Source organism: Microbacterium aurantiacum, assembly GCF_002872075.1.
Taxonomy (GTDB): domain Bacteria; phylum Actinomycetota; class Actinomycetes; order Actinomycetales; family Microbacteriaceae; genus Microbacterium; species Microbacterium aurantiacum_A.
The window spans coordinates 1-20,172 of sequence record NZ_PGGU01000018.1 but is presented as its reverse complement, the minus strand read 5'-3'; the positions used below and the strand labels follow the sequence as shown (position 1 = coordinate 20,172).

The following is a 20,172-nucleotide window of genomic DNA, read 5'->3' as shown; positions in this document are numbered from 1 at the left end:
GATCGCACGCGCAGGAACGCGAACACCCCCGGGCGAGAGCCCGGGGGTGTTCGCGTTGCGGGAGGTTCTAGGGCCGGTGCCGGGCGAAGACGCTGCGGAACAGGAAGGCGGCGGCGTAGGCGCCGACCGAGAAACCGACGGTGCCCATGATCACCAGGAACGGCGGGAAGAGGATGCTGATGCAGACCAGCGTCACCGGGATCATCAGCAGGCCGAACGTGCGCGCGGGTTCGGCGGCCGCGAGCAGCATCGCGTTCTTGAGCGTGCGGCGGATGCCGTCGTCGAACGTCGCCACGAGCGCCATCGCGTAGAGGAAGGCCGTGAAGAGGAACACGGCGGCGAGTGCCGAGATCACGCCGCCGGCGGTTCCCAGAACACTCGGCGTGGACAACCAGAACACGGCGCTGAACACCAGCAGGGCGATCGGCACCAGGAGGGCGAGGCCGGTCAGTGCTCCCCGGCGGAAGTTCCGCAGGAAGGCGGGGATGAAGTCGGCCACGGGCCGGCCGGTCTCGTCATCGGAGTAGCGGATGGCGACCTCGAACAGCGCGCTCGTGGCGGCGCCGATGGTGACGACCGGAATGCAGGAGACGAGATACATCACGTTCAGCGCGATGAACTCGATGAACGTCGACAACCCCTGAACGGAGCGGCTGTTCGGGTCGATTCTCATCGGCCGGCGACTTCCGCCGCCTCGAGCGCCGCCTCTCTCGACGAGGCGAGCACAGCCGGAAGCAGCCGCACCTTCGGCGTGCTCTCGCCGGCGAGCAGCGCCATGATCGCCTGCGTCGCGGCGCTGCCGAGGCCTTCGGCCGGGAGGTCGATGCTGTCGACCAGTGTCGGCACGGTACGCGCGATGTCGGAGGGGCAGAGCGCGATCGTCTGGAGCCCCTCCACCGTGGCGGCGCGTGCCGCGAGGTGCGTCAGCGCGCCCTCGTTGTGGACGAAGAGGCCCGTCACATCGGGGTGCTCGGCGAGCATCGCGTTCAGCACCTCGACGGACTCGTGCGTGGTCGGGCATGGATGCACCGTCGCCGGCACCCCCTGCTCCGCGCAGGCGGCGAGGAACCCGCGGGAGAGGCGCTCCGCGTACGAGGTGTGCCGTTCGAGCACCTCGCGCGGTGAGCCGAGCAGGGCGACCCGGCGGTGGCCGAGGGCGATCAGCCGCTCGGCGGCGACGCGGCCGGCCGTCTCGAAGTCGAAGTCGACGCAGGTCAGTTCCTCGGCCCCGCTGGGCAGGCCGATCAGCACACTGGGAGTCGGCAGCTCTCGGAGGGTGGCGATGCGCGGATCGTCCGACTCCACGTCCATCAGCAGCAGCGCGTCGACCATCGATGCGCCAGTCGCCCGGCGCAGCCCTTCGCCGTCATCGCCGGTTAGCAGCAGGATGTCGTACTGGTGCGCCCGTGCCTCGCGCATGATGCCGGCGACGATCTCCATGACGACATGCACGTCGACGCCGGAGCGCAGCGGCGCCTGCAGGCCGATCACGTTCGTGGACCGGGAGGCGAGCGAGCGGGCGCTCGCGTGCGGGCGGTACTCGAGCGAGTCGATCGCCCGCTCGACGCGCTCCTTCGTGTCCTGCGAGATCGTCCTCTTGCCGCTCATCACGTAGGACACTGTCGAGATGGAGACGCCCGCGACTCGCGCGACGTCGGCGATGGTCACCATCGGTTCTCCCTCGGCTCGATGAGAACGGGCTGCCCTGCGGTGAGGACGACGGATCGGATGTCGATCCCGGGCCCGCTCATCTCTATTGTGGTGTGCCGGTCGCTGCGCAGCCGCACTTTCGCGACCTCGCCATGCTCCCAGTCGATGTCGACGGTCACGCCGCCGCGTGCACGCAAGCCCTGCACGCTCCCGGCCGGCCACGCGGGAGGCAGCGCCGGCAGCAGCAGCATCCGCTCCTCGTGCGAGTGCAGCAGCGCTTCGGCGACGCCGGCGGTGAGGCCGATGTTGCCGTCGATCTGGAACGGCGGGTGCGCGCTGAATCCGTTCGCGTACAGGCCGCCGCGGTGGCCGCCGCCGTCGGCGTCCGCGGGGCGCAGAGCCATCAGGAGCTGATCGTGCACGCGCGCGCCATCCCCGAGCCGCGCCCACATCGCCGTGCGCCAGGCCAGCGCCCAGCCCGTCGACTCGTGCCCCCGGGAGAGGATCGACGCCGCCGCAGCAGCCGCGAGCGACGGGGTCCGGGCGGGAGTGATCTGAGCGAGCGGGTACAGGCCGACCAGGTGCGACAGGTGGCGGTGCTGCGGCTCGGTGTCCTCTCGGGGCCGGTCCCATTCCCGCAGGGTGCCGTCGGGGTCGACCTCGGCGTCTGGGAGCGCGGTGACCAGGCTGAGCAGTTCGGCGATCCACGGCTCGTCGATGCCGAGCACGGTCGACGCACGAACGCAGGCGGTCGCGAGAGCGCGCAGCAGCGCGACATCCATCGTCGAGGATTCGCCGACGCCGGTCACGGTGCCGTCATCGGCGAGGAAGTGGTTCTCCGGCGAGGTCGAGGGGCTGGTGGAGGCACGGTCCCCGTCGCGGCGGATCCAGGACAGCGCGAACTGCGCGGCCGAGGCGAGAACGGGCCATGACTGCGCGCGCAGCTCGTCGATGTCGCCGGAGAATGCGTAGCGCTCCCAGAGGTGCAAGCTCAGCCAGACGCCGCCCATCGGCCAGAAAGCCCAGGCCGGATCGCTGTGGCCCGCCCCGACGGGTGCGGCATGCGCCCACGCGTCGGAGTTGTGGTGCGCCACCCAGCCGTCGGCCCCGTGCAGCTCGCGCGCGACCGTCGCGCCCGGGCCCGCGGCGAGCCGCCTGATGAACCGCAGCAGCGGGGTGTGGCACTCGGTGAGGGAGGTGGTCTCGGCGGCCCAGTACGCCATCTGCAGATTGATGTTGGTCGTGTATGCGCTCGACCACGGTCCAGGGAGTTCCGCGTTCCACAGGCCCTGCAGCGTGAGCGGCAGCCCGGAATGCCGTGACGAGGACAGCAGCAGATAGCGGCCGTAGTGGAAGAGCAGCGCCGCCAGGCCCGGATCCGGCCGCTCCTGTGCTGCGGCGATCCGCTCCTCGGTGCTGAGCTCGAGCGCTCCGTCGGCGGAGGGCAGCGTCAGCGTGCTGCGGAGGTACAACTCCTGGTGCGCGGCGACGTGCGCCTCGTACCGCCGGTCCGCCTCGGCGGCCGCATCCGACCCGATCCGGCCCAGCACGGCGACCGCCCGCGTCGGCGCGTCGGTCTCGGATTCCGGCTCGCCGGGGATCGAGGGCGCCGTCGCGGTGCCGACGACGAAGGTGTGGGTACGCGCGAGATCGGTGACCAGGGCGCCGGACTCGACGGTCGCCGCGCCAGCCGCCCGGACGGCGATCGCACCGGTGCGTCCGTCGCCGTAGCGGATCGGCTCCGGGGGGCTCTCGTGCCCCGGAGCGACGTCGATGGGCAGCAGAAGCTCGCGGACGACGCCGTCGGGGATCTCGGCATCCGGTCCCGCGGTCCGGAGCAGGCTTCCGACGCGAACCCGCACGCGCACCGGAGCATCCGATTCGATCCGGTGCACGATCGCACCGCCGGCGGAGTCCGCCCAGGTCGTGTGGCGCACGTTCCCGTAGCCGAGATGGGCGGTCGCCGTCGTGAGGTCGAGGCTTCGTCGGCAGCTGTCGTCGAAGGATCCCTCGACCTCGACGTCGATCCACCCGAGGGGCAGGAACGCCTGCACCCACGGGGTCTGCTGCCGATGAAGCAGTCGTTCGGCCTCGGCGGCATCGCCGCGGGCGATGGCCTCGCGCACCGCGTCGAGCGCCTCCGCTCCACGATCCACCACGCCCGCGATCGGGTCGGTCTCGGGCAGGCCGGACCACGCGGTGATGTCGTTCAGCCAGAGGCGCTCCGTGCCGGGCGCGCCTTGACAGGTGGCTCCGCGCACGCCGTTTCCGACCGGGAGCGAATCGGTCCACCGCACGGCCGCGCGATCGGATCGCAGCACGTGGAGCGCTTCGCGAAGCATCGTGGACATCGGCACTCGGCTAGTATATGGTCTCGTTGTTGAAGCGCTTCGACAATTGCAGAGATGAGAGAGAAATGTCGACGGAGACATCTGCCACCGGTGCGTTCGGCGCGTTGACGGCCGAACGGGGCATCTGTTTCGGCGGCGACTACAACCCCGAGCAGTGGGATCCATCGGTGTGGCGCGAAGACGTCGAGCTGATGCGCCAGGCCGGCGTGAATCTGGTGACGGTCGGGGTGTTCAGCTGGGCGCGCATCGAGCCCGCTCCCGGCGTGCGCGACTTCGCCTGGCTCGACGAGGTGCTGGGGCTTCTGCACGAGGCGGGGATCGCCGTCGATCTGGCCACGCCCACGGCGTCGCCGCCGCCGTGGCTCGGCATCCGCCATCCCGAGACTCTGCCCGTCGACCGCGACGGGGTGCGACTGGTGCCCGGGTCCCGCAACCAGTTCACCCCGGCATCCCGTATCTACCGCGAGCACGCGCTGGCGATCACCCGCGACATCGCGGAGCGCTACGCCGCGCACCCCGCCGTGCGCATGTGGCACATCGGCAACGAGTTCGGCCAGCTCGACTTCGGCGACGAGGCGGCACGCGAGTTCCGTCGCTGGCTGATGGAGCAGTACGGCAGCATCGATGCACTCAACACGGCCTGGGGCACGGCCTTCTGGTCGCAGCACTACGCCGACTTCGACGAGATCCTGCCGCCCCGGCGTGCGCCGTACCTGATCAATCCGACGCAGGCGCTGGACTTCCGCCGATTCATCTCCGACCTGCTGCGCGACTGCTACCGCGAACTCCGCGACGCGGTGCGAGAGGCGGGGGCGACGCAGCCCGTCACGACCAACTTCATGGGCTTCTTCGCGCACGTCGACTACTGGTCGTGGGCCGACGACCTCGACCTGATCGCCGACGACCAGTACCCCGACCCCGCCGACCCCCGAGCGGCGGTCGGCATCGCGCTCGTGCAGGATCTGATGCGCTCGCTCGGCGGCGGCCGCCCGTGGATGCTGATGGAGCAGGCGACCAGTGCTCTCATGTGGCGCGAGCACAACCTGCCGAAGACCCCGCAGCGCGCGCGCCGCGACTCGCTGCAGGCCGTCGCCCGCGGTGCCGACGGCGTCGCCTACTTCCAGTGGCGGGCATCGAGCGCGGGGGCCGAGCGCTTCCACGCGGCGATGCTCCCGCATGCCGGGGCCGACACCGACCTGTTCCGCGGCGTGTGCAGGCAGGGGCAAGACCTCCGCCTGCTGCGACCCGTCGTCGGCGCGACGGTCGACGCCGAGGCGGCGATCGTCTTCGACTGGTCGTCGTGGTGGGCCTCGGAGGAGCCCGGGCGGCCGACCGAGCGCCTCGACATGATCGAGCAGATCACCCGCTGGTACGACCAGCTGTGGCGGCGCGGCATCGCCGTCGACCTGGTGGAGCCCGGCGCGGACCTGGATGGGTACCGGCTGGTGCTCGCTCCGCAGCTGTACATCACCGAACCGGATGCTGCGGCAGCGCTCGAGCGAGCGGTGGAACGCGGTGCGCACCTCGTCGTCGGTCCCTTCAGCGGCGTCGCCGATCGGAATGCTCACGTGCTGGTCGGCCGGTCGCCGGTGCTCCTGCGCGATGTGATGGGCGTCAGCGGTGAGGAGTGGTGTGCGCTCCCCGATGAGAACGTGGAGCTGGTGGGTGATTGGTGGGCGCCGGCGGACGGCGCCGCCGAGGCGTCGATCCTCGGTGAGCGGCTGCGGACGGACGGCGCCGACGTGCTGCTGACCTACGCCGACGGCGACCTCGCGGGCCTGCCTGCGGTCGCCCGCAACACCCGTGGCGACGGTGTCGCCTGGCATGTCGGCGCCGTCGTCTCGGATGCCGTCCTCTCGAAGATCCTCGGCGAGGCCGCAGCCGCGTCCGGAGTGCGCGGCGCGGTGCCCGAGCTCGAGACTCTGCCTGATCTCCTCGAGGCGGTGCAGCGCGGCCCGGTGCTCTTCCTGCTCAACCACGGCGTTGAGGAGCAGCGCATCCCGGTGCGGCCGGGGCTCGTGGATCTGCTGACTTCAGAGACGGCCGATCGGGTCGTCACTGTTCCGCCCGGTGATGTCCGGGCTCTGATCGAAAGGGCGGACTCGTGAAGTTCACCGACGGATACTGGCTGACGAGGCCCGGCTTCACCCCTCTCTTCGCGGTCGAGGTCGACGACATCCGCATCGACGAGCAGGCGGGCACTCTCACCGTGTACGCGGCGACGGCCGGCATCCGCCACCGCGGCGACACCCTCAACCGTCCGATGCTGACCATCACGTTCTCCGCCCCGGCGCCCGGTGTGATCCGCGCTCGCGCGCAGCGCCACGCCGGCGGGGTGCACCCCGGGCCGGACTTCACGATCACCGGGGAGCAGGGATTCCTGCCGTCGGTCACCATCGACGACGAGCACGCCGTGCTCGACGCCGGGGACCTGCGGGTGCGGGTGCGTCGCAGCGGCTCATGGCAGATCGACTTCGAGCAGGGCGACACCGTCATCACGCGCGCATTGCCTCGCTCGACCGGCCACATCACCGGTGCGGACGGCTCGTGGGTGCATCAGCAGCTCACCCTGGAGCCGGGGGAACGCATCTTCGGGCTCGGCGAGCGCTTCGGCGCGCTGGTCAAGAACGGCCAGACCGTCGACACGTGGAACGCCGACGGCGGCACATCGAGCGAGCAGTCGTACAAATCGATCCCGTTCTACCTCTCCAGCCGCGGCTACGGGGTTCTCGTCGACAGTCCCGACAACGTCTCGTTCGAGGTCGGGTCCGAGGTGAACACCCGTGTGCAGTTCTCCGTGCCGGGAGAGACCATCGACTATTTCGTGATCGCCGGACCCACCCCGAAGGACGTGCTGCGCCGCTACACGGGCCTCACCGGTCGCCCCGCTCGCGTGCCGGCCTGGTCGTTCGGGCTCTGGCTGACCACCTCGTTCACGGCCGACTACGACGAGGCGAGCGTCAACGCGTTCATCGACGGCATGGCCGAACGCGATCTCCCGTTGAGCGTCTTCCACTTCGACTGCTTCTGGATGCGCGAGTACCAGTGGACCGACTTCGAATGGGACCCCCGCACCTTCCCCGACCCGGAGGGGCAGCTCGCGCGACTGCATGACCGCGGACTCAAGGTCTCGGCGTGGATCAACCCCTACATCGCCCAGCGCTCCCGCCTGTTCGAGGAGGCGCGCGAGCGCGGCTTCCTGCTCAGGCGCACCGACGGCAGCGTCTGGCAGTGGGATCTGTGGCAGGCGGGCATGGGGATCATCGACTTCACCAACCCCGAGGCGACGGACTGGTACGTCGGCCATCTCGAGCGGCTGATGGCGCAGGGCGTCGACACGTTCAAGACCGACTTCGGCGAGCGGATCCCGTCGGAAGACGTCGTCTGGCATGACGGCTCGGACCCCGCTCGGATGCACAACTACTACCCGTACCTCTACAACGAGGCCGTGTTCCGGGCGCTCGAGCGGCGATACGGCGAGGGGCAGGCCATCGTGTTCGCCCGTTCGGCGACGGTCGGCACCCAGCAGTTCCCCGTGCACTGGGGAGGCGACAGCGACTCGACCTTCCTGTCGATGGCCGAGTCTCTGCGCGGCGGGCTGTCGCTGGCCATGAGCGGCTTCGGCTACTGGAGTCACGACATCGGCGGTTTCGAGGGCACGCCGGATGCCGGAGTGTTCAAACGCTGGCTGGCGTTCGGCCTGCTCTCCTCCCATTCCCGGCTGCACGGTTCGTCGTCGCTGCGGGTGCCGTGGGCGTTCGACGACGAGGCGGTGGAGATCACCCGGCAGTTCACCCGCCTGAAGATGCGGTTGATGCCGTACCTGATCTCCGCAGCCGAGGAGGCGCACCTCAGCGGCACCCCGATGATGCGGCCGATGGTGCTCGAATTCCCCGAGGACCGCAGCGGCTTCGACGCCGACGCGCAGTACATGCTCGGGGACGCGGTGCTCGTCGCGCCGGTCTTCAGCGAGCAGGGCGATGTCGAGTACTACCTTCCCGAGGGGGACTGGGCCTCGCTGCTCGACGGCGGCGTGCAGGACGGGCGTCGCTGGGTGCGCGAGCGGCACGGGTTCGACTCGCTGCCCGTGCGCGTGCGCCCCGGCACCGTGCTGCCGTGGGGCGCGCGCGACGACCGGCCCGACTACGACTGGGCCGACGGCGTGACGCTGCGGTGCTTCGCCCTCCCGGACGGCTTCGACCGCACGATCTCCGTGCACGGCGCCGACGGCGCTTCCACCGCCTTCCGCGTGCGCCGCGAGGGCGACCGCATCACCGCCGGCTCCACCGACGCCCGCGCGCCGTGGTCGCTGCAGGCGGGCGACGTCTCGGCGGATGCCGCCGGGGCCGCAGAGATCACCATCACGATCGAGGAGACCCAATGACCGCCGAGCCGTTCCGCGACACGTCGCTGCCGATCCCCGACCGTGCTCAGGACCTGCTGAGCCGGCTCACCGCCGATGAGCGCATCGCGATGCTGCACCAGGCGGCTCCGGCGGTCGACCGACTCGGGGTGCCGGCCTTCCACACCGGCTGCGAGGCGCTGCACGGCGCCGCGTGGCTGGGCACGGCGACGGTCTTCCCGCAGCCCGTCGGCATGGCGGCGACCTGGGACGCCGAGCTCATCGAGCGCATCGGCGAGGTCGCCTCGACCGAGGTGCGCGCCAAGCGCTCCGAGAACCCGCTGGTCAGCCTGAATGTGTGGGCGCCGGTCGTGAACTCGCTGCGGCAACCGGCCTGGGGGCGCAACGAGGAGGGGTACTCCGAGGACCCCCACGTCACGGGTCACTTCGGAACCGCTTACTCGCAAGGGCTGCGCGGGCGGCACGAGCGGGTCTGGCGGACCGTCCCCGCGCTCAAGCACTTCCTCGGCTACAGCAACGAGACCGACCGGGCCTCGACCTCGTCGGAACTGTCGCCGCGCACTCTGCATGAGGAGGAGCTGCCGGCGTTCCGCGACGCGATCGAGCGCGGCGTCGCCGGGGGCATGATGCTCTCCTACAACCGCGTCAACGGCACTCCGGCGCACACCCAGCCCGAGCTCGTAGACGAGGCGCGCTCCTGGGCACCCGGATCGCTGGCAGTGGTGTCGGATGCCGGAGCGCCCACGTTCCTCGTGACGCTGCAGCGCGCCCAGCCGGATCACACCCACGCGGCGTCCGCGCTGATCCGCAGCGGCATGGACTCGTTCACCGACGACGGCCCCGATGCCGAGCCGACGATCGCGCACGTGCGTGCCGCGCTCGAGGCCGGGCTGCTGACCATGGCCGACGTCGACCGCGCGGTGACCCGCGTGCTCGAGATGCGACTGCGCAGCGGCGAGTTCGACGGCGACGACGACCCCTACGCCGACATCACCGCCGCCGACATCGACGCACCGCCATCCCGCGTCCTGGCTCGCGAGGCCGTCGCCCGCTCGGTCGTGGTGCTGCGCGACGATGACGCACTGCTGCCGTTGGCAGAGCCTGCGTCCATCGCTGTCGTCGGGCCGCTCGCCGATCTGGTGCTGACCGACTGGTACGCCGGAACGCCGCCGTACTCGGTGGGCATCGCGCACGGGCTCGGCGCGCGCTATCCCGCAGCCCGCGTGCGCGTCGAGACCGGCGCCGACACGATCGCGCTGCGCGACCTCGCGTCGGGGCGTTACGTCGCAGCGAGCGAGGACGGCGCGGTCGTGGACGCCTCGGCGGTCGCTCTCGGCGAAGACGCGCTCTGGGACCTGACGGACTGGGGCGACGGCATCCTGACCCTGCGCTCGCAGCGGAGCCGGCGGCTGCTCACCGGCACCTGGCCGATGCGCGCCGACGCCGAACGGGTGGGCGGGTGGGTCGTGCAGGAGACCTTCCGCCGGCATGTGCACGCCGACGGCTCATGGTCGCTGCTGCACCTCGGAACCGGCCGGTGGGTCACGGTGACCCGTGAGGTCGGGCTGCTGGTCGTCGAGGGCGTCACCCTCGGTGACGCTGCCCGCTTCGCGGCGAGGGTGGTCCGCTCGGGGCAGGCGGCGGTCGCGGAGGCCGCAGCCGAAGCGGACGTCGTGATGGTCGCGGTCGGCAACGACCCGCATCTCTCCGGGCGCGAGACCCAGGATCGCCCGCATCTGCTGCTGCCGGACTCGGCCGTCGCCGTCTGGCGTGCCGCCCGCGAGCAGAACGACAGCGCGGTTCTCGCGATCGTGTCGAGCTATCCCTACGTCCTCGGCGAGGGCATGGCGGATGCCGGCACCGTCGTCTGGTCGAGCCACGGCGGGCAGGAGCTCGGCAACGGCATCGCCGACGTGCTCAGTGGAGACGTGCCGCCGAGCGGACGGCTCGCCCAGTCGTGGCCGGCGGATGCGGCGCAGGCCGGCGACCTCTTCGACTACGACACCCTCCGGCAGCAGGCGACGTACCGGCACCAGCCGGCCCCGTACGCCTTCGCCTTCGGGCACGGACTGACGCTGAGCGAGGTCACCTACCTCGGAGTGACGCTCGACGTCTCCGAGCTCGACGCGCCGGAGCCTTCGCATCGGCACGCACCGTTGGTCGCCATCGACCCGTCGGACGCTTCGGTGCGAGCCACCGTGCGTGTCGCGAACCGGGGCTCGCGCGTCGCGGAGGAGCTCGTGCAGCTCTACGCGCTCGCTCCCGCCGACCTGCCCATTCCGGCTCCGCGCCGCCTGCTGGTGGGCTACCGCCGGGTGCGTCTCGAGCCGGGGGAGGAGCGCGAGGTCACAATCGCGTTCGACCCGGCGCGGCTCGCGGTCTGGGACGACGGCATCCGCCTCGAGGGCGCGGTCGACGACTGGCTGCACCAGGGCGCGCTGCGCGTGCAGCCGGGCGACTATCGGCTGGCCGCCGGCCCGTCGGCCGACGCCCTCCCGGTCTCCGGCATCCTCACCGTGCGCTGAGTCGCCGGCGGGGCGGATACGAGGCGATAAGGTGATTCCGCAGAGCCGGAACCGTTCTGCAACGTTGTAGACTGGCGCGGAATCAGGGGGTGACCGCATGGCGGCGACTTTGCATGACGTGGCGGGGCTCGCGGGTGTGTCGATCAAGACGGTGTCGAACGTCATCAACGACTACCCGCACATCCGCCCGGCGACGCGCGCGAAGGTGGAAGCGGCGATCGCGGAGCTCGGCTACACGCCGAACCTCACCGCGCGCAACCTACGCTCCGGCCGCACCGGGGCGATCGCCCTCGCGCTGCCCGATCTCAGCCTCGCGTACTTCGCGGAGCTCGCGGCCCAGGTGATCCATGAGGCCGAGGCCGCCGGTGTCGTCGTGCTCGTGGAGCAGACCGGCGCCGACCGCACCCGCGAACTCGATCTGCTGCGCAGCCCACGGCTCAAGCTCACCGACGGGCTGATCTTCAGTCCGCTCGGGATGGGGCAGGAGGATGCCGCTGCCCTCGATGTGTCGTTCCCCCTTGTGCTGCTCGGCGAGCGGATCTTCGACGGTCCGACCGATCACGTCACCATGCGCAACGTCGAGGCCGCCCGCGCGGCGACCGAGTACCTGCTCGCGCAGGGGCGGCGGCGGATCGCCGTCGTGGGTGCGCACGAGGGCGAGGTCATCGGCTCGGCGGCCCTTCGGCTGCAGGGCTACCGCGAGGCGCTCGAGGCCGCCGGTGTTCCCTACGACGACGAGATCGTCGGCTACACGACGCTGTGGCATCGCGCGAACGGGGCCAGCTCCATGCGCGAGTTGCTCGCCCGCGGCGGCGAGTTCGATGCCGTCTTCGGACTGAACGACACGCTCGCGCTCGGCGCGATGCGCGTGCTGCAGGAGGCGGGGCGTCGAGTGCCGGACGACGTCGCCGTCGTCGGTTTCGACGGCCTCGACGAAGCCGAGTACTCGATCCCATCGCTCACCACCGTCGACCCCGGACGGGAGTGGATCGCGAAGACGGCCGTCTCGACGCTGCTGGCGCGCATCGCCGGGGATGCGGATGCTCCGCCCCGCACGCTCCTCGCCGACTACCGCATCCTCGAACGCGAGTCCGCACCCTCGATCTGACCCCGTCCAGACCCGAGCCGGGCGTCTTCAGAGATGTTTTTCGCTGGTCCCGCGGCCTCGGCACCAGCCGATTCCATCTCTACGAGCGGTGAGAGTGGCGCTCGCTGAAGAATCGCGATTGACAGGTCGGGAGATTCGGGTCACAATGTCTCTACAACGTTTACTACAACGTTGTAGAACGAGAGAGATCGCTCCTGCGGCACAGCCCGAGCGACGACATCGAAGTCAGCTCCCGAGAGGAAACACAGCACAATGAAGTCACGGATCCTGGCGGCTGCGGCCGTCACAGCGGTCGCCCTGGCGACGATCACCGGTTGCTCGAGCGGCGCCTCAGGCAGCGACGGCGACACCATCACCTTCATGTTCCGCGGCAACGACGCGGAGAAGGCGGCGTACACCGCAGCCATCAAGCAGTTCGAGAAGGACAACGACGTCAAGGTCAAGATCATCATGACCACGCCTGACGACTACTCCACCAAGCTCAAGGCGGCGATCACCGGCAGGCAGGTGCCCGACGTGTTCTACGTCGACCCGGGCAGTGTCCAGGCCTACGTGAAGTCCGGAATCATCAAGGACATCACCAAAGAGGTCGAAGCCTCCGTCGACCTCGACAACGTGTGGGAGTACGGCGTCGACAGCTACCGCTTCGACGGCAAGCTGATGGGCCAGGGTGCGATCTACGCGATGCCCAAGGACATCGGCCCGTTCTCGTTCGGCTACAACAAGACGATGCTCGAGGCAGCCGGAGTGCCGCTGCCCGACAAGGACAAGCCGTACACCTGGGACGAGTTCATCGACGTCGCCAAGAAGGTCACGCTCGACACCAACGGCGACGGCACGCTCGACCAGTGGGGCACCGGCCTCAATGTGCAGTGGAACCTGCAGCCGTTCGTCTGGTCGAACGGAGCCGACTGGCTGAACGAGGACCGCACGAAGGTCACCGTCGACACGCCCGAATTCGCCGAGGCGCTGCAGTGGTTCGCCGACATGTCCAACGTCGAGGGCGTCACGCCCTCCACCTCCGACGCCCAGACGCTGGACACCTACCAGCGCTGGATGGAGGGGCAGATCGGCTTCTTCCCGGTCGGCCCGTGGGACGTGCCCACCTACGAGAAGCTCGACTTCGAGTGGGACCTGATCCCCTACCCGGTCGGCTCGACCGGTGAGACGGCCTCTTGGATCGGCACGCTCGGCATCGCCGTCTCCGAGTCGACGAAGAACGCCGAGCTCGCCACAGAGCTCGCGATCTACCTGTCGACCGACGTGACCGCGCAGCAGGCGCTGGTCGACGCCGGCGTTCAGGTGCCGAACCTCAAGGACATGGCCGACGAGTGGGTCGCCTCCGCCACGCTGCCGCCGGCGAACAAGCAGGAGTTCCTCGACGTCGCGAACGACTACGGCCGCGCCCTGCCCGCCGGCAACACCTACAGCGCCGAGTGGTACGACGAGCTGTTCAAGAACATCCAGCCCGTCCTCGACGGCGAGCAGACCGCCGCGGACTACCTCGCCGAGGTGCAGCCGCGCATGCAGAAGCTGCTCGACAAGGCGAACGCCGACGCCGGAATCGGCTAGCGGAGACCCCGGGGCCGGCTGCCCGGCCGGCCCCGGCACCATCCGTACGTCTCACAGAAGAGGTGACCATGTCCACGACGACCCTTCGTCGCTCCCGGCTGCACCGGCGCGAGCACCTCGCAGCCGCCGCCTTCATCGCGGTGCCCGCGCTCGGGTTCCTGATCTTCATCGCCTACCCGCTGCTGTTCGCGGTGTACGCATCGTTCACCAAGTGGAACGGTCTGGGCGAGCCGGTGCCCAACGGCCTCGACAACTACGTCGAGATGTGGAACGACCCGTACTTCTGGCAGGCGATGGGCAACACGGTGTTCATGATGATCGGCATCCCGATCGGTCTGGTCATCTCGCTGCTGCTCGCTCTCGCGCTCAACCGCAAGATGCGCGGCACCACCTTCTTCCGCACCGTGTACTACGTGCCGGTGATCTCCTCGCTCGCCGCCGTCGCCATCCTCTGGCAGTGGGCGTACAACGGCGACTTCGGCCTGGTCAACCAGGTGCTGGCGTTCTTCGGGATCGACGGCCCGAACTGGCTGCAGAACGCCGACACCGCGAAGCCGGCGATCGTGATCATGGCGGTGTGGAAGGGCCTCGGATTCTCGATGCTCCTCTACCTGGCGGCCCTCCAATCGGTGCCGCGGCACCTGTACGAGGCGGCGGCCATCGACGGCGCCGGTGCGCTCTCGCAGTTCCGGCACATCACGATTCCGATGCTGCGTCCCGTGACCTTCTTCCTCGTCGTCACGAGCATCATCGGCGGCGCCCAGATCTTCATCGAGATCAACATCATGACCCCGACCGGAGGCCCCGAGTTCTCCACGGCATCCATCGTCTGGTACATCTGGCAGAAGGCGTTCAACTACCTCCAGATGGGCTACGCGACAGCGATGTCGGTCGTGCTGGGACTGCTGGTCTTCGTCATCACGGCGATCCAGTTCCAGGTCAACCGCCGCTCCCAGTTCTCCATCGAGTGAGGCAGCCATGACTCTTTCAGTCCCCGGAACGAAGTCCGCCCCTGAGACGCAGACCGCCCCAGGAACGATGACGACCGTGCTGCCGGTGGCGGCCCGGCGCCGGCTTCCGCGTCGCGTGCTCGGCCAGCCCTCGGGCGACTCATCCCCGGTCGGAACGCGCTCGCGCTCCTACCGGATGATGAACGTCATCGTCACGATCATCCTGTCCATCGGCGGCATCGTGATGATCGCTCCGCTGCTGTGGACCTTCAGCACTTCGCTGAAGACGAAGGAGGCGGTGTTCGCCCTTCCCCCGCAGTGGATCCCCGATCCGGTGCAGTGGGAGACCTACATCCGCGTCTGGACCGCCGGTCCGCTCGCCAGCGGCATCATGAACAGCGTCATCGTCTCGGTGAGCGTCACGGTCGTCGGCACGGTGACCTCGTCGGTCGCGGCGTTCGCGTTCGCGAAGATGCGCCTGCCGTTCAAGAACATCGTGTTCCTGACGATGCTCTCGGCGATCATGATCCCCTTCCCGACCATCATGATCCCGCAGTTCAAGATGTTCGCCGACGCCGGCATGGTCGACACCCTGTGGCCGCTGATCCTGCCCGGTCTCTTCGGCAACATCGTCATGATCTTCTTCCTGCGGCAGTTCCTCGATTCGGTTCCCGACTCGATCATCGAGGCGGCGAAGCTCGACGGCGCCGGCTACCTGCGGATCTTCTTCACGCTGATCTTCCCCGCGATCCGCCCGGCGATCGCCGCGCAGTTCATCCTCTGGTTCATGGCGATGTGGAACGACTACCTCGCGCCGATCATCTACCTGAACACCCCGGAGCGGCAGACGCTGCAGCTGGTGATCGCGAGCTTCAACGCCACCTACGCCAGCCAGACCGACTACCCGCTGATCATGGCGGCATCGTTCATCGCCCTGGTCCCCGTGCTGGTCGTGTTCGTGGTGTTCCAGCGGCAGATCATCGAGTCGGTCGCGCTGAGCGGATCCAAGGCCTGAGATGTCGATCCTGACCAACGACCCGAGCACCTGGGGTGCGCGCAACGCGCACGACCCCACCGTGGTGCGCGGCGACGACGGCCTCTGGTACATGTTCTCGACGGATGCCGCGGCGGGCGCATCCGGCGGCATCCCGGTCGGTGCGCACATCCGCACCTCTCCGGACCTCGTCACCTGGACGTTCCACGGCACCGCGCTCGGTGAGGTCCCGGAGCCGGCACGCGACTGGAGCGGCGCCCAGGGCCTGTGGGCTCCCGAGGTGGTGCGCTGGCCGACGACGGACGGCAGCACGCGCTGGCACATGTATTACTCCGCGTCGACGTTCGGCTCGCGCACCTCGGCGATCGGCCTGGCGACCGCGGGCACGCCGGCCGGCCCGTGGGCCGATCGGGGGATCGTGGTGGCGACGCGGCACGACCGCGACGCACACAACGCGATCGATGCAGCGGTGACCTTCGACCGCGACGGCCGGCCGTGGATGATCTACGGGTCGTTCTTCGGCGGCATCCACATCGTCGAGCTCTCGGCGGAGACGGGGGTGCGGCTGCGCGACGAACCCGGTGCGCTCATCGCCCGCCGCCCGGCCAGCGTCGACGGCGCGATCGAAGGAGCGTACGTGCAGTACCGCGCCGAGGAAGACCGGTTCGTGCTGTTCGTCTCCTACGACTCGCTCGTCGACACCTACAGCGTGCGCGTCGGCGTGGCCGACGAGATCACGGGACCGTACCGGGATGCGGCGGGCAACGACCTGACCTCTCCGGCACCCGAGCATGCCGTGGCGGTCGGCACGAAGGTGCTCGGCGGGCACCGCTTCCCCGGCGGCACCGGGCTCATCGCCCCGGGACACAACTCGATCTTCACCGACGGCGATGCGACGTTCATGGTGCACCACGTGCGCCTGGCCGATGCGCCGACGCAGCACGAGGCGCAGATCCGCCGGGTGCACTGGACGCGCAGCGGCTGGCCGCTGGTGTCGCCGCATCCGTTCGCCGGCATCGGAACCGAGCGCCTGACGGCGCCCGAGCAGGTCTCGGGGGAGTGGGATGCCGTGCGCTTCGCGCCCGAGGTGCCGGCACTCGTGGATGCCCAGCGCGTGACGCTCGTGTCGGACGCGGTGTCGGACGGCGACCCCATCACGATGCGGCTGGTCGTCGAGACCGGCGGGATCGAGACCGGTGGGATCGAGCTCGATGCCGTCGTGTTCGGTGCGTGGGATCCGGTCGCGCAGCGATCGGTGCTGGCGTTCAGCGGCATCGACCCGCACGGGGTCGTCTGGAGCGGCTCTAAGGCGGTGACCACATGACCGCCGAGGCGCTGGGCGGGCTCGGCTGGACCGGCCGCGTCATGCAGATCCTGCACGTCGTCACGGCGCTCATCGCCGTGAACGTGATGTTCCTGCTCGGGACGCTGCTCGGGCTCGGCGTCTTCGGGCTCATGCCGGCGTCGGTCGCGGCATCCGCAGTGCTCCGCCGGAGCGACCTGCTCGCAGGCGATGCAGAGCGCGGCGTCGTCCGCACCTTCTGGACCCGCTACCGGACGGAGTTCGCGCGGGCCAACCTCGCCGGCATTCCGTTCGGCATCGCGAGCCTGCTGCTCGCCGTCGACGCCGTGCTGCTGCCGCGGCTCGAGGGTCCGCTCTCCGCCGCCCTGCTCGTGCTCACGGGGGCCCTCGTCGCAGGCGCGCTGATCGTCGCGATCACCGCTGTCGTGCTGCTCTCACGCTACGACGACCGCCCGGCTCCGGTCCTGCGCTTCGCGCTGCTGCTGCCGCTCACCTCCGCTCCGATGTCACTCGGGGTGCTCGTCGTCATCGCGGCCTGGGCTGCGATCACCGCCGTCGTCCCCGTGCTCCTGCCGCTCGTCGGCGTCTCGATCCCGCTCGCTATCGCCGTCCGGCTGATCGACCGGCGGCTCGACCGCATCGACCACGCCGGCTGACCGGCATCCCCACACACGTCCCATAGCCCGAGTACCTCGCCGTGCTGCGCGTGCAGCCGGCCTGTCCCAGAGAAGGAAAATCCGTGACCAAGGCACGCATCTCCATCGACCGCGAGGCGGTCGTCGCTCCCATCGACCGGCGCATCTTCGGCTCGTTCGTCGAGCACCTCGGCCGCTGCGTCTACGACGGCATCTACGAGCCCGGCCACCCCACGGCGAACGAAGACGGCTTCCGCCTCGACGTCGTCGACCTGGTGCGCGAGCTCGGCTCCAGCACCATCCGCTACCCCGGCGGCAACTTCGTCTCCGGTTTCCGCTGGGAGGACTCGGTCGGCCCGCGCGAGCAGCGCCCGGTGCGGCGCGACCTCGCCTGGCATTCGATCGAGACCAACCAGGTCGGCGTCGACGAGTTCTCCCGCTGGCTCAAGCTCACCGGATCCGAGCTGATGATGGCGGTGAACCTCGGCACGCGCGGCATCGAGGCGGCCCTCGACCTGCTCGAGTACTGCAACCACCCCTCCGGCACCGCGCTCAGCGATCAGCGCATCGCGAACGGCACCGTCGAGCCGCACGACATCAAGATGTGGTGCCTGGGCAACGAGATGGACGGCCCGTGGCAGACCGGCTACATGACGGCCGAGGACTACGGCAAGATCGCGGCGCGCACGGCGCAGGCGATGAAGACCGCCGACAAGACGCTCGAGCTCGTCGTGTGCGGGTCGTCGAGCTCGTCGATGCCGACCTTCGGCGACTGGGAGCGCACCGTGCTCGAGCACGCCTACGAGCACGTGGACTACATCTCCTGCCACGCGTACTACCAGGAGCGCGGCGGCGACCTGGCCTCGTACCTCGCCTCGTCGGTCGACATGCAGTACTTCATCGAGACGGTCGTCGCGACGGCCGATCACGTCGGCAACAAGCTGAAGTCGTCGAAGAAGATCAAGCTCTCCTTCGACGAGTGGAACATCTGGTACCTCGACGAGCACCAGGCATCCGACGAGGTGAACGACGAATGGCGCGTCGCGCCCCGTCAGCTCGAGGACGTCTACTCGGTGGCGGATGCCGTGGTGCTGGGCAACCTGCTGATCACCCTGCTGAAGAACCACGATCGGGTGGCATCCGCCTCGCTCGCGCAGCTGGTCAACGTGATCGCGCCGATCATGACCGAGCCCGGCGGGGCCGCCTGGCGCCAGACGACGTTCTTCCCGTTCTCGGTGACCTCGCGCCTCGCGAAGGGTGAGATCGTGAAGCCCCGCATCGACGTCGGCAGCTATGAGACGAAGGTCTACGGCTCGGCTCCGCTGGTCGATTCGGTGGTCACCACCGACGGCGCTCAGTCGGCCGTCTTCCTGGTGAACCGCAGCCAGACCGAGGCCATCGAGGTCTCGATCGCGGCGACCGAGCTCGGTGCGACGTCGATCGATGAGGCCGTGACGATCTGGGATGACGACGTGTACGCCAAGAACACGCTCGAGAACCAGACCCGCGTCGGCCTGAAGACGCTCGAGGGCGCCGTGCTCGCCGACGGCGTGCTCACCGTCACGCTCCCGCCCGTCTCCTGGTCGGCACTGGCGCTCTCCTGATGCGCACGGTCTCGCGTCTGGCCGGCGCCCTCGCTGCGGCTCTCTTCGCGGCGACGGCGCTGGCCGGGTGCGGGGCCGCCGCCGCATCCGCCCCTCCGGTGCTGTCCGGCGACGTCTTCGTGCACGACCCGGCCTACGTGCAGACGCCCGAGGGTGACTACGTGTACTCGACCGGCAACGGACAGATCGGCGACGGCAACATCCAGATCCGGCGTTCCGACGACGGGGCGAGCTGGGAATACCTCGGCGAGGTCTGGGCGTCGAAGCCCGCCTGGCTCGTCGAGGCGGTTCCCGGCGTCGACAACCTGTGGGCTCCGGAGCTCTACGAGCACGACGGCACCTGGTACCTCTACTACTCGGCATCGACCTTCGGCAGCAGCGATTCGGTGATCGCGCTCGCCACGAACAGCACTCTCGACCCGGCTGATCCCTCGTACGAGTGGGTGGACCGCGGCGAGGTGATCTCCTCGGCCGACGCGGACTTCAACGCGATCGATCCGGGCATCGTCGAGGATGCCGACGGTGTGCCATGGATGGCATTCGGGTCGTTCTTCTCCGGCATCCACATGGTGGAGCTGGAGTGGCCGAGCGGACTGCGCGCGTCCGGCGCCGCCGAGCCGGTCCGCATCGCCGATCGCGGACTCGTCGAGAACGCGATCGAGGCGCCGTCCATCGTGCCGCGCGACGGCTGGTACTACCTGTTCCTCTCCCGGAACTTCTGCTGCAAGGGCGTCGACAGCACCTACGAGATCATCGTCGGGCGATCGAAGTCGGTCACGGGTCCGTATCTGGATGCCGACGGCGGTGAACTGCTCGACGACGGCGGAACGGTCGTGCTGACGACCGGCGGCTCGCTCATCGGACCCGGCGGACAGTCGGTGTCCGGCGACACGCTCGCCTTCCACTTCTACGACGCCGCCGCCGACGGCATCCCGACCCTCGGCCTGCGCCCACTGACCTGGCGCGACGGCTGGCCCGAGGTCGCCGACTGAAGGTCGCCGACTGACGCTCCGGTCGCGAAAAAGCCCGGTATCCAGAGCGGATACCGGGCTTTTTCGCGACGGGAGCGGGGGTTCGCTACGCGCGCGACGCCTCCAGCTCGATCACCGACCAGGAC

General features: G+C 69.5%; 14 protein-coding genes. 11 read left to right on the top strand and 3 right to left on the bottom strand.

Annotated elements, in window-relative coordinates:
• Positions 1 to 67 precede the first annotated feature (67 nt).
• From CUR96_RS14575 to CUR96_RS14565, 3 genes are read right to left on the bottom strand one after another with little or no spacing between them, the layout of a single operon-like run.
• Positions 68 to 673 carry a YesL family protein gene (locus CUR96_RS14575; protein ID WP_102194065.1) on the bottom strand — a complete coding sequence of 202 codons (606 nt, stop codon included), beginning with the start codon at positions 671 to 673 and terminating at the stop codon, positions 68 to 70.
• On the bottom strand, positions 670 to 1,671 hold the full coding sequence (locus CUR96_RS14570) for a LacI family DNA-binding transcriptional regulator (RefSeq protein ID WP_102194064.1): 1,002 nt from the start codon (positions 1,669 to 1,671) through the stop codon (positions 670 to 672). The genes CUR96_RS14575 and CUR96_RS14570 overlap by 4 nt, the downstream gene beginning before the upstream one ends.
• Complete coding sequence (locus CUR96_RS14565) at positions 1,665 to 4,001, bottom strand: glycosyl hydrolase family 95 catalytic domain-containing protein (RefSeq protein WP_102194063.1); 2,337 nt, start codon at positions 3,999 to 4,001, stop codon at positions 1,665 to 1,667. The genes CUR96_RS14570 and CUR96_RS14565 overlap by 7 nt, the downstream gene beginning before the upstream one ends.
• A 65-nt stretch (positions 4,002 to 4,066) precedes the next feature.
• Here CUR96_RS14565 and CUR96_RS14560 point away from each other — a divergent pair, with 65 nt between their 5' ends.
• From CUR96_RS14560 to CUR96_RS14510, 11 genes are all read left to right on the top strand, one after another.
• A complete protein-coding gene (locus tag CUR96_RS14560) occupies positions 4,067 to 6,109 on the top strand; it encodes a beta-galactosidase (protein WP_102194062.1) in 2,043 nt (680 codons plus the stop codon).
• Positions 6,106 to 8,385, top strand: a complete 2,280-nt coding sequence (yicI, locus tag CUR96_RS14555) for an alpha-xylosidase (RefSeq protein WP_102194061.1) — start codon at positions 6,106 to 6,108, stop codon at positions 8,383 to 8,385. The genes CUR96_RS14560 and yicI overlap by 4 nt, the downstream gene beginning before the upstream one ends.
• Entirely contained in the window at positions 8,382 to 10,889 is a 2,508-nt protein-coding gene (locus tag CUR96_RS14550; protein WP_102194060.1) for a glycoside hydrolase family 3 C-terminal domain-containing protein, read from the top strand. Before yicI ends, CUR96_RS14550 begins: the two co-directional genes overlap by 4 nt.
• A 97-nt stretch (positions 10,890 to 10,986) precedes the next feature.
• Positions 10,987 to 11,997: a LacI family DNA-binding transcriptional regulator gene (locus CUR96_RS14545; protein WP_102194059.1), complete on the top strand. Its 1,011-nt coding sequence runs from the start codon at positions 10,987 to 10,989 to the stop codon at positions 11,995 to 11,997.
• Positions 11,998 to 12,249: 252 nt separating this feature from the next.
• A complete protein-coding gene (locus tag CUR96_RS14540; RefSeq protein ID WP_102194058.1) occupies positions 12,250 to 13,569 on the top strand; it encodes an ABC transporter substrate-binding protein in 1,320 nt (439 codons plus the stop codon).
• 68 nt (positions 13,570 to 13,637) lie between these two features.
• Entirely contained in the window at positions 13,638 to 14,540 is a 903-nt protein-coding gene (locus CUR96_RS14535; protein WP_102194057.1) for a carbohydrate ABC transporter permease, read from the top strand.
• 67 nt (positions 14,541 to 14,607) lie between these two features.
• Complete coding sequence (locus CUR96_RS14530) at positions 14,608 to 15,534, top strand: carbohydrate ABC transporter permease (protein ID WP_102194056.1); 927 nt, start codon at positions 14,608 to 14,610, stop codon at positions 15,532 to 15,534.
• Position 15,535: 1 nt separating this feature from the next.
• On the top strand, positions 15,536 to 16,837 hold the full coding sequence (locus CUR96_RS14525) for an arabinan endo-1,5-alpha-L-arabinosidase (RefSeq protein WP_102194055.1): 1,302 nt from the start codon (positions 15,536 to 15,538) through the stop codon (positions 16,835 to 16,837).
• The gene (locus CUR96_RS14520) at positions 16,834 to 17,472 is read left to right on the top strand and encodes a YesL family protein (protein ID WP_102194054.1); all 639 of its coding nucleotides are present in this window, start codon (positions 16,834 to 16,836) and stop codon (positions 17,470 to 17,472) included. Before CUR96_RS14525 ends, CUR96_RS14520 begins: the two co-directional genes overlap by 4 nt.
• A gap of 83 nt (positions 17,473 to 17,555) precedes the next feature.
• Positions 17,556 to 19,055, top strand: a complete 1,500-nt coding sequence (locus tag CUR96_RS14515; RefSeq protein ID WP_102194053.1) for an alpha-N-arabinofuranosidase — start codon at positions 17,556 to 17,558, stop codon at positions 19,053 to 19,055.
• Positions 19,055 to 20,047, top strand: coding sequence for an arabinan endo-1,5-alpha-L-arabinosidase (locus tag CUR96_RS14510; RefSeq protein WP_102194052.1), 993 nt, complete (start codon positions 19,055 to 19,057; stop codon positions 20,045 to 20,047). Before CUR96_RS14515 ends, CUR96_RS14510 begins: the two co-directional genes overlap by 1 nt.
• Positions 20,048 to 20,172 lie beyond the last annotated feature (125 nt).

What these genes read in the sequence shown, in the direction of transcription:
- CUR96_RS14535 (WP_102194057.1), top strand. Translation starts at nt 13,638, where the DNA reads ATGTCCACGACGACCCTTCGTCGCTCCCGGCTGCACCGGCGCGAGCAC.
- CUR96_RS14530 (WP_102194056.1), top strand. Translation starts at nt 14,608, where the DNA reads ATGACGACCGTGCTGCCGGTGGCGGCCCGGCGCCGGCTTCCGCGTCGC.
- CUR96_RS14560 (WP_102194062.1), top strand. Translation starts at nt 4,067, where the DNA reads ATGTCGACGGAGACATCTGCCACCGGTGCGTTCGGCGCGTTGACGGCC.
- CUR96_RS14510 (WP_102194052.1), top strand. Translation starts at nt 19,055, where the DNA reads ATGCGCACGGTCTCGCGTCTGGCCGGCGCCCTCGCTGCGGCTCTCTTC.
- CUR96_RS14525 (WP_102194055.1), top strand. Translation starts at nt 15,536, where the DNA reads ATGTCGATCCTGACCAACGACCCGAGCACCTGGGGTGCGCGCAACGCG.
- CUR96_RS14575 (WP_102194065.1), bottom strand. Translation starts at nt 673, where the DNA reads ATGAGAATCGACCCGAACAGCCGCTCCGTTCAGGGGTTGTCGACGTTC.
- CUR96_RS14540 (WP_102194058.1), top strand. Translation starts at nt 12,250, where the DNA reads ATGAAGTCACGGATCCTGGCGGCTGCGGCCGTCACAGCGGTCGCCCTG.
- CUR96_RS14520 (WP_102194054.1), top strand. Translation starts at nt 16,834, where the DNA reads ATGACCGCCGAGGCGCTGGGCGGGCTCGGCTGGACCGGCCGCGTCATG.
- CUR96_RS14550 (WP_102194060.1), top strand. Translation starts at nt 8,382, where the DNA reads ATGACCGCCGAGCCGTTCCGCGACACGTCGCTGCCGATCCCCGACCGT.
- CUR96_RS14545 (WP_102194059.1), top strand. Translation starts at nt 10,987, where the DNA reads ATGGCGGCGACTTTGCATGACGTGGCGGGGCTCGCGGGTGTGTCGATC.
- CUR96_RS14565 (WP_102194063.1), bottom strand. Translation starts at nt 4,001, where the DNA reads ATGTCCACGATGCTTCGCGAAGCGCTCCACGTGCTGCGATCCGATCGC.
- CUR96_RS14570 (WP_102194064.1), bottom strand. Translation starts at nt 1,671, where the DNA reads ATGGTGACCATCGCCGACGTCGCGCGAGTCGCGGGCGTCTCCATCTCG.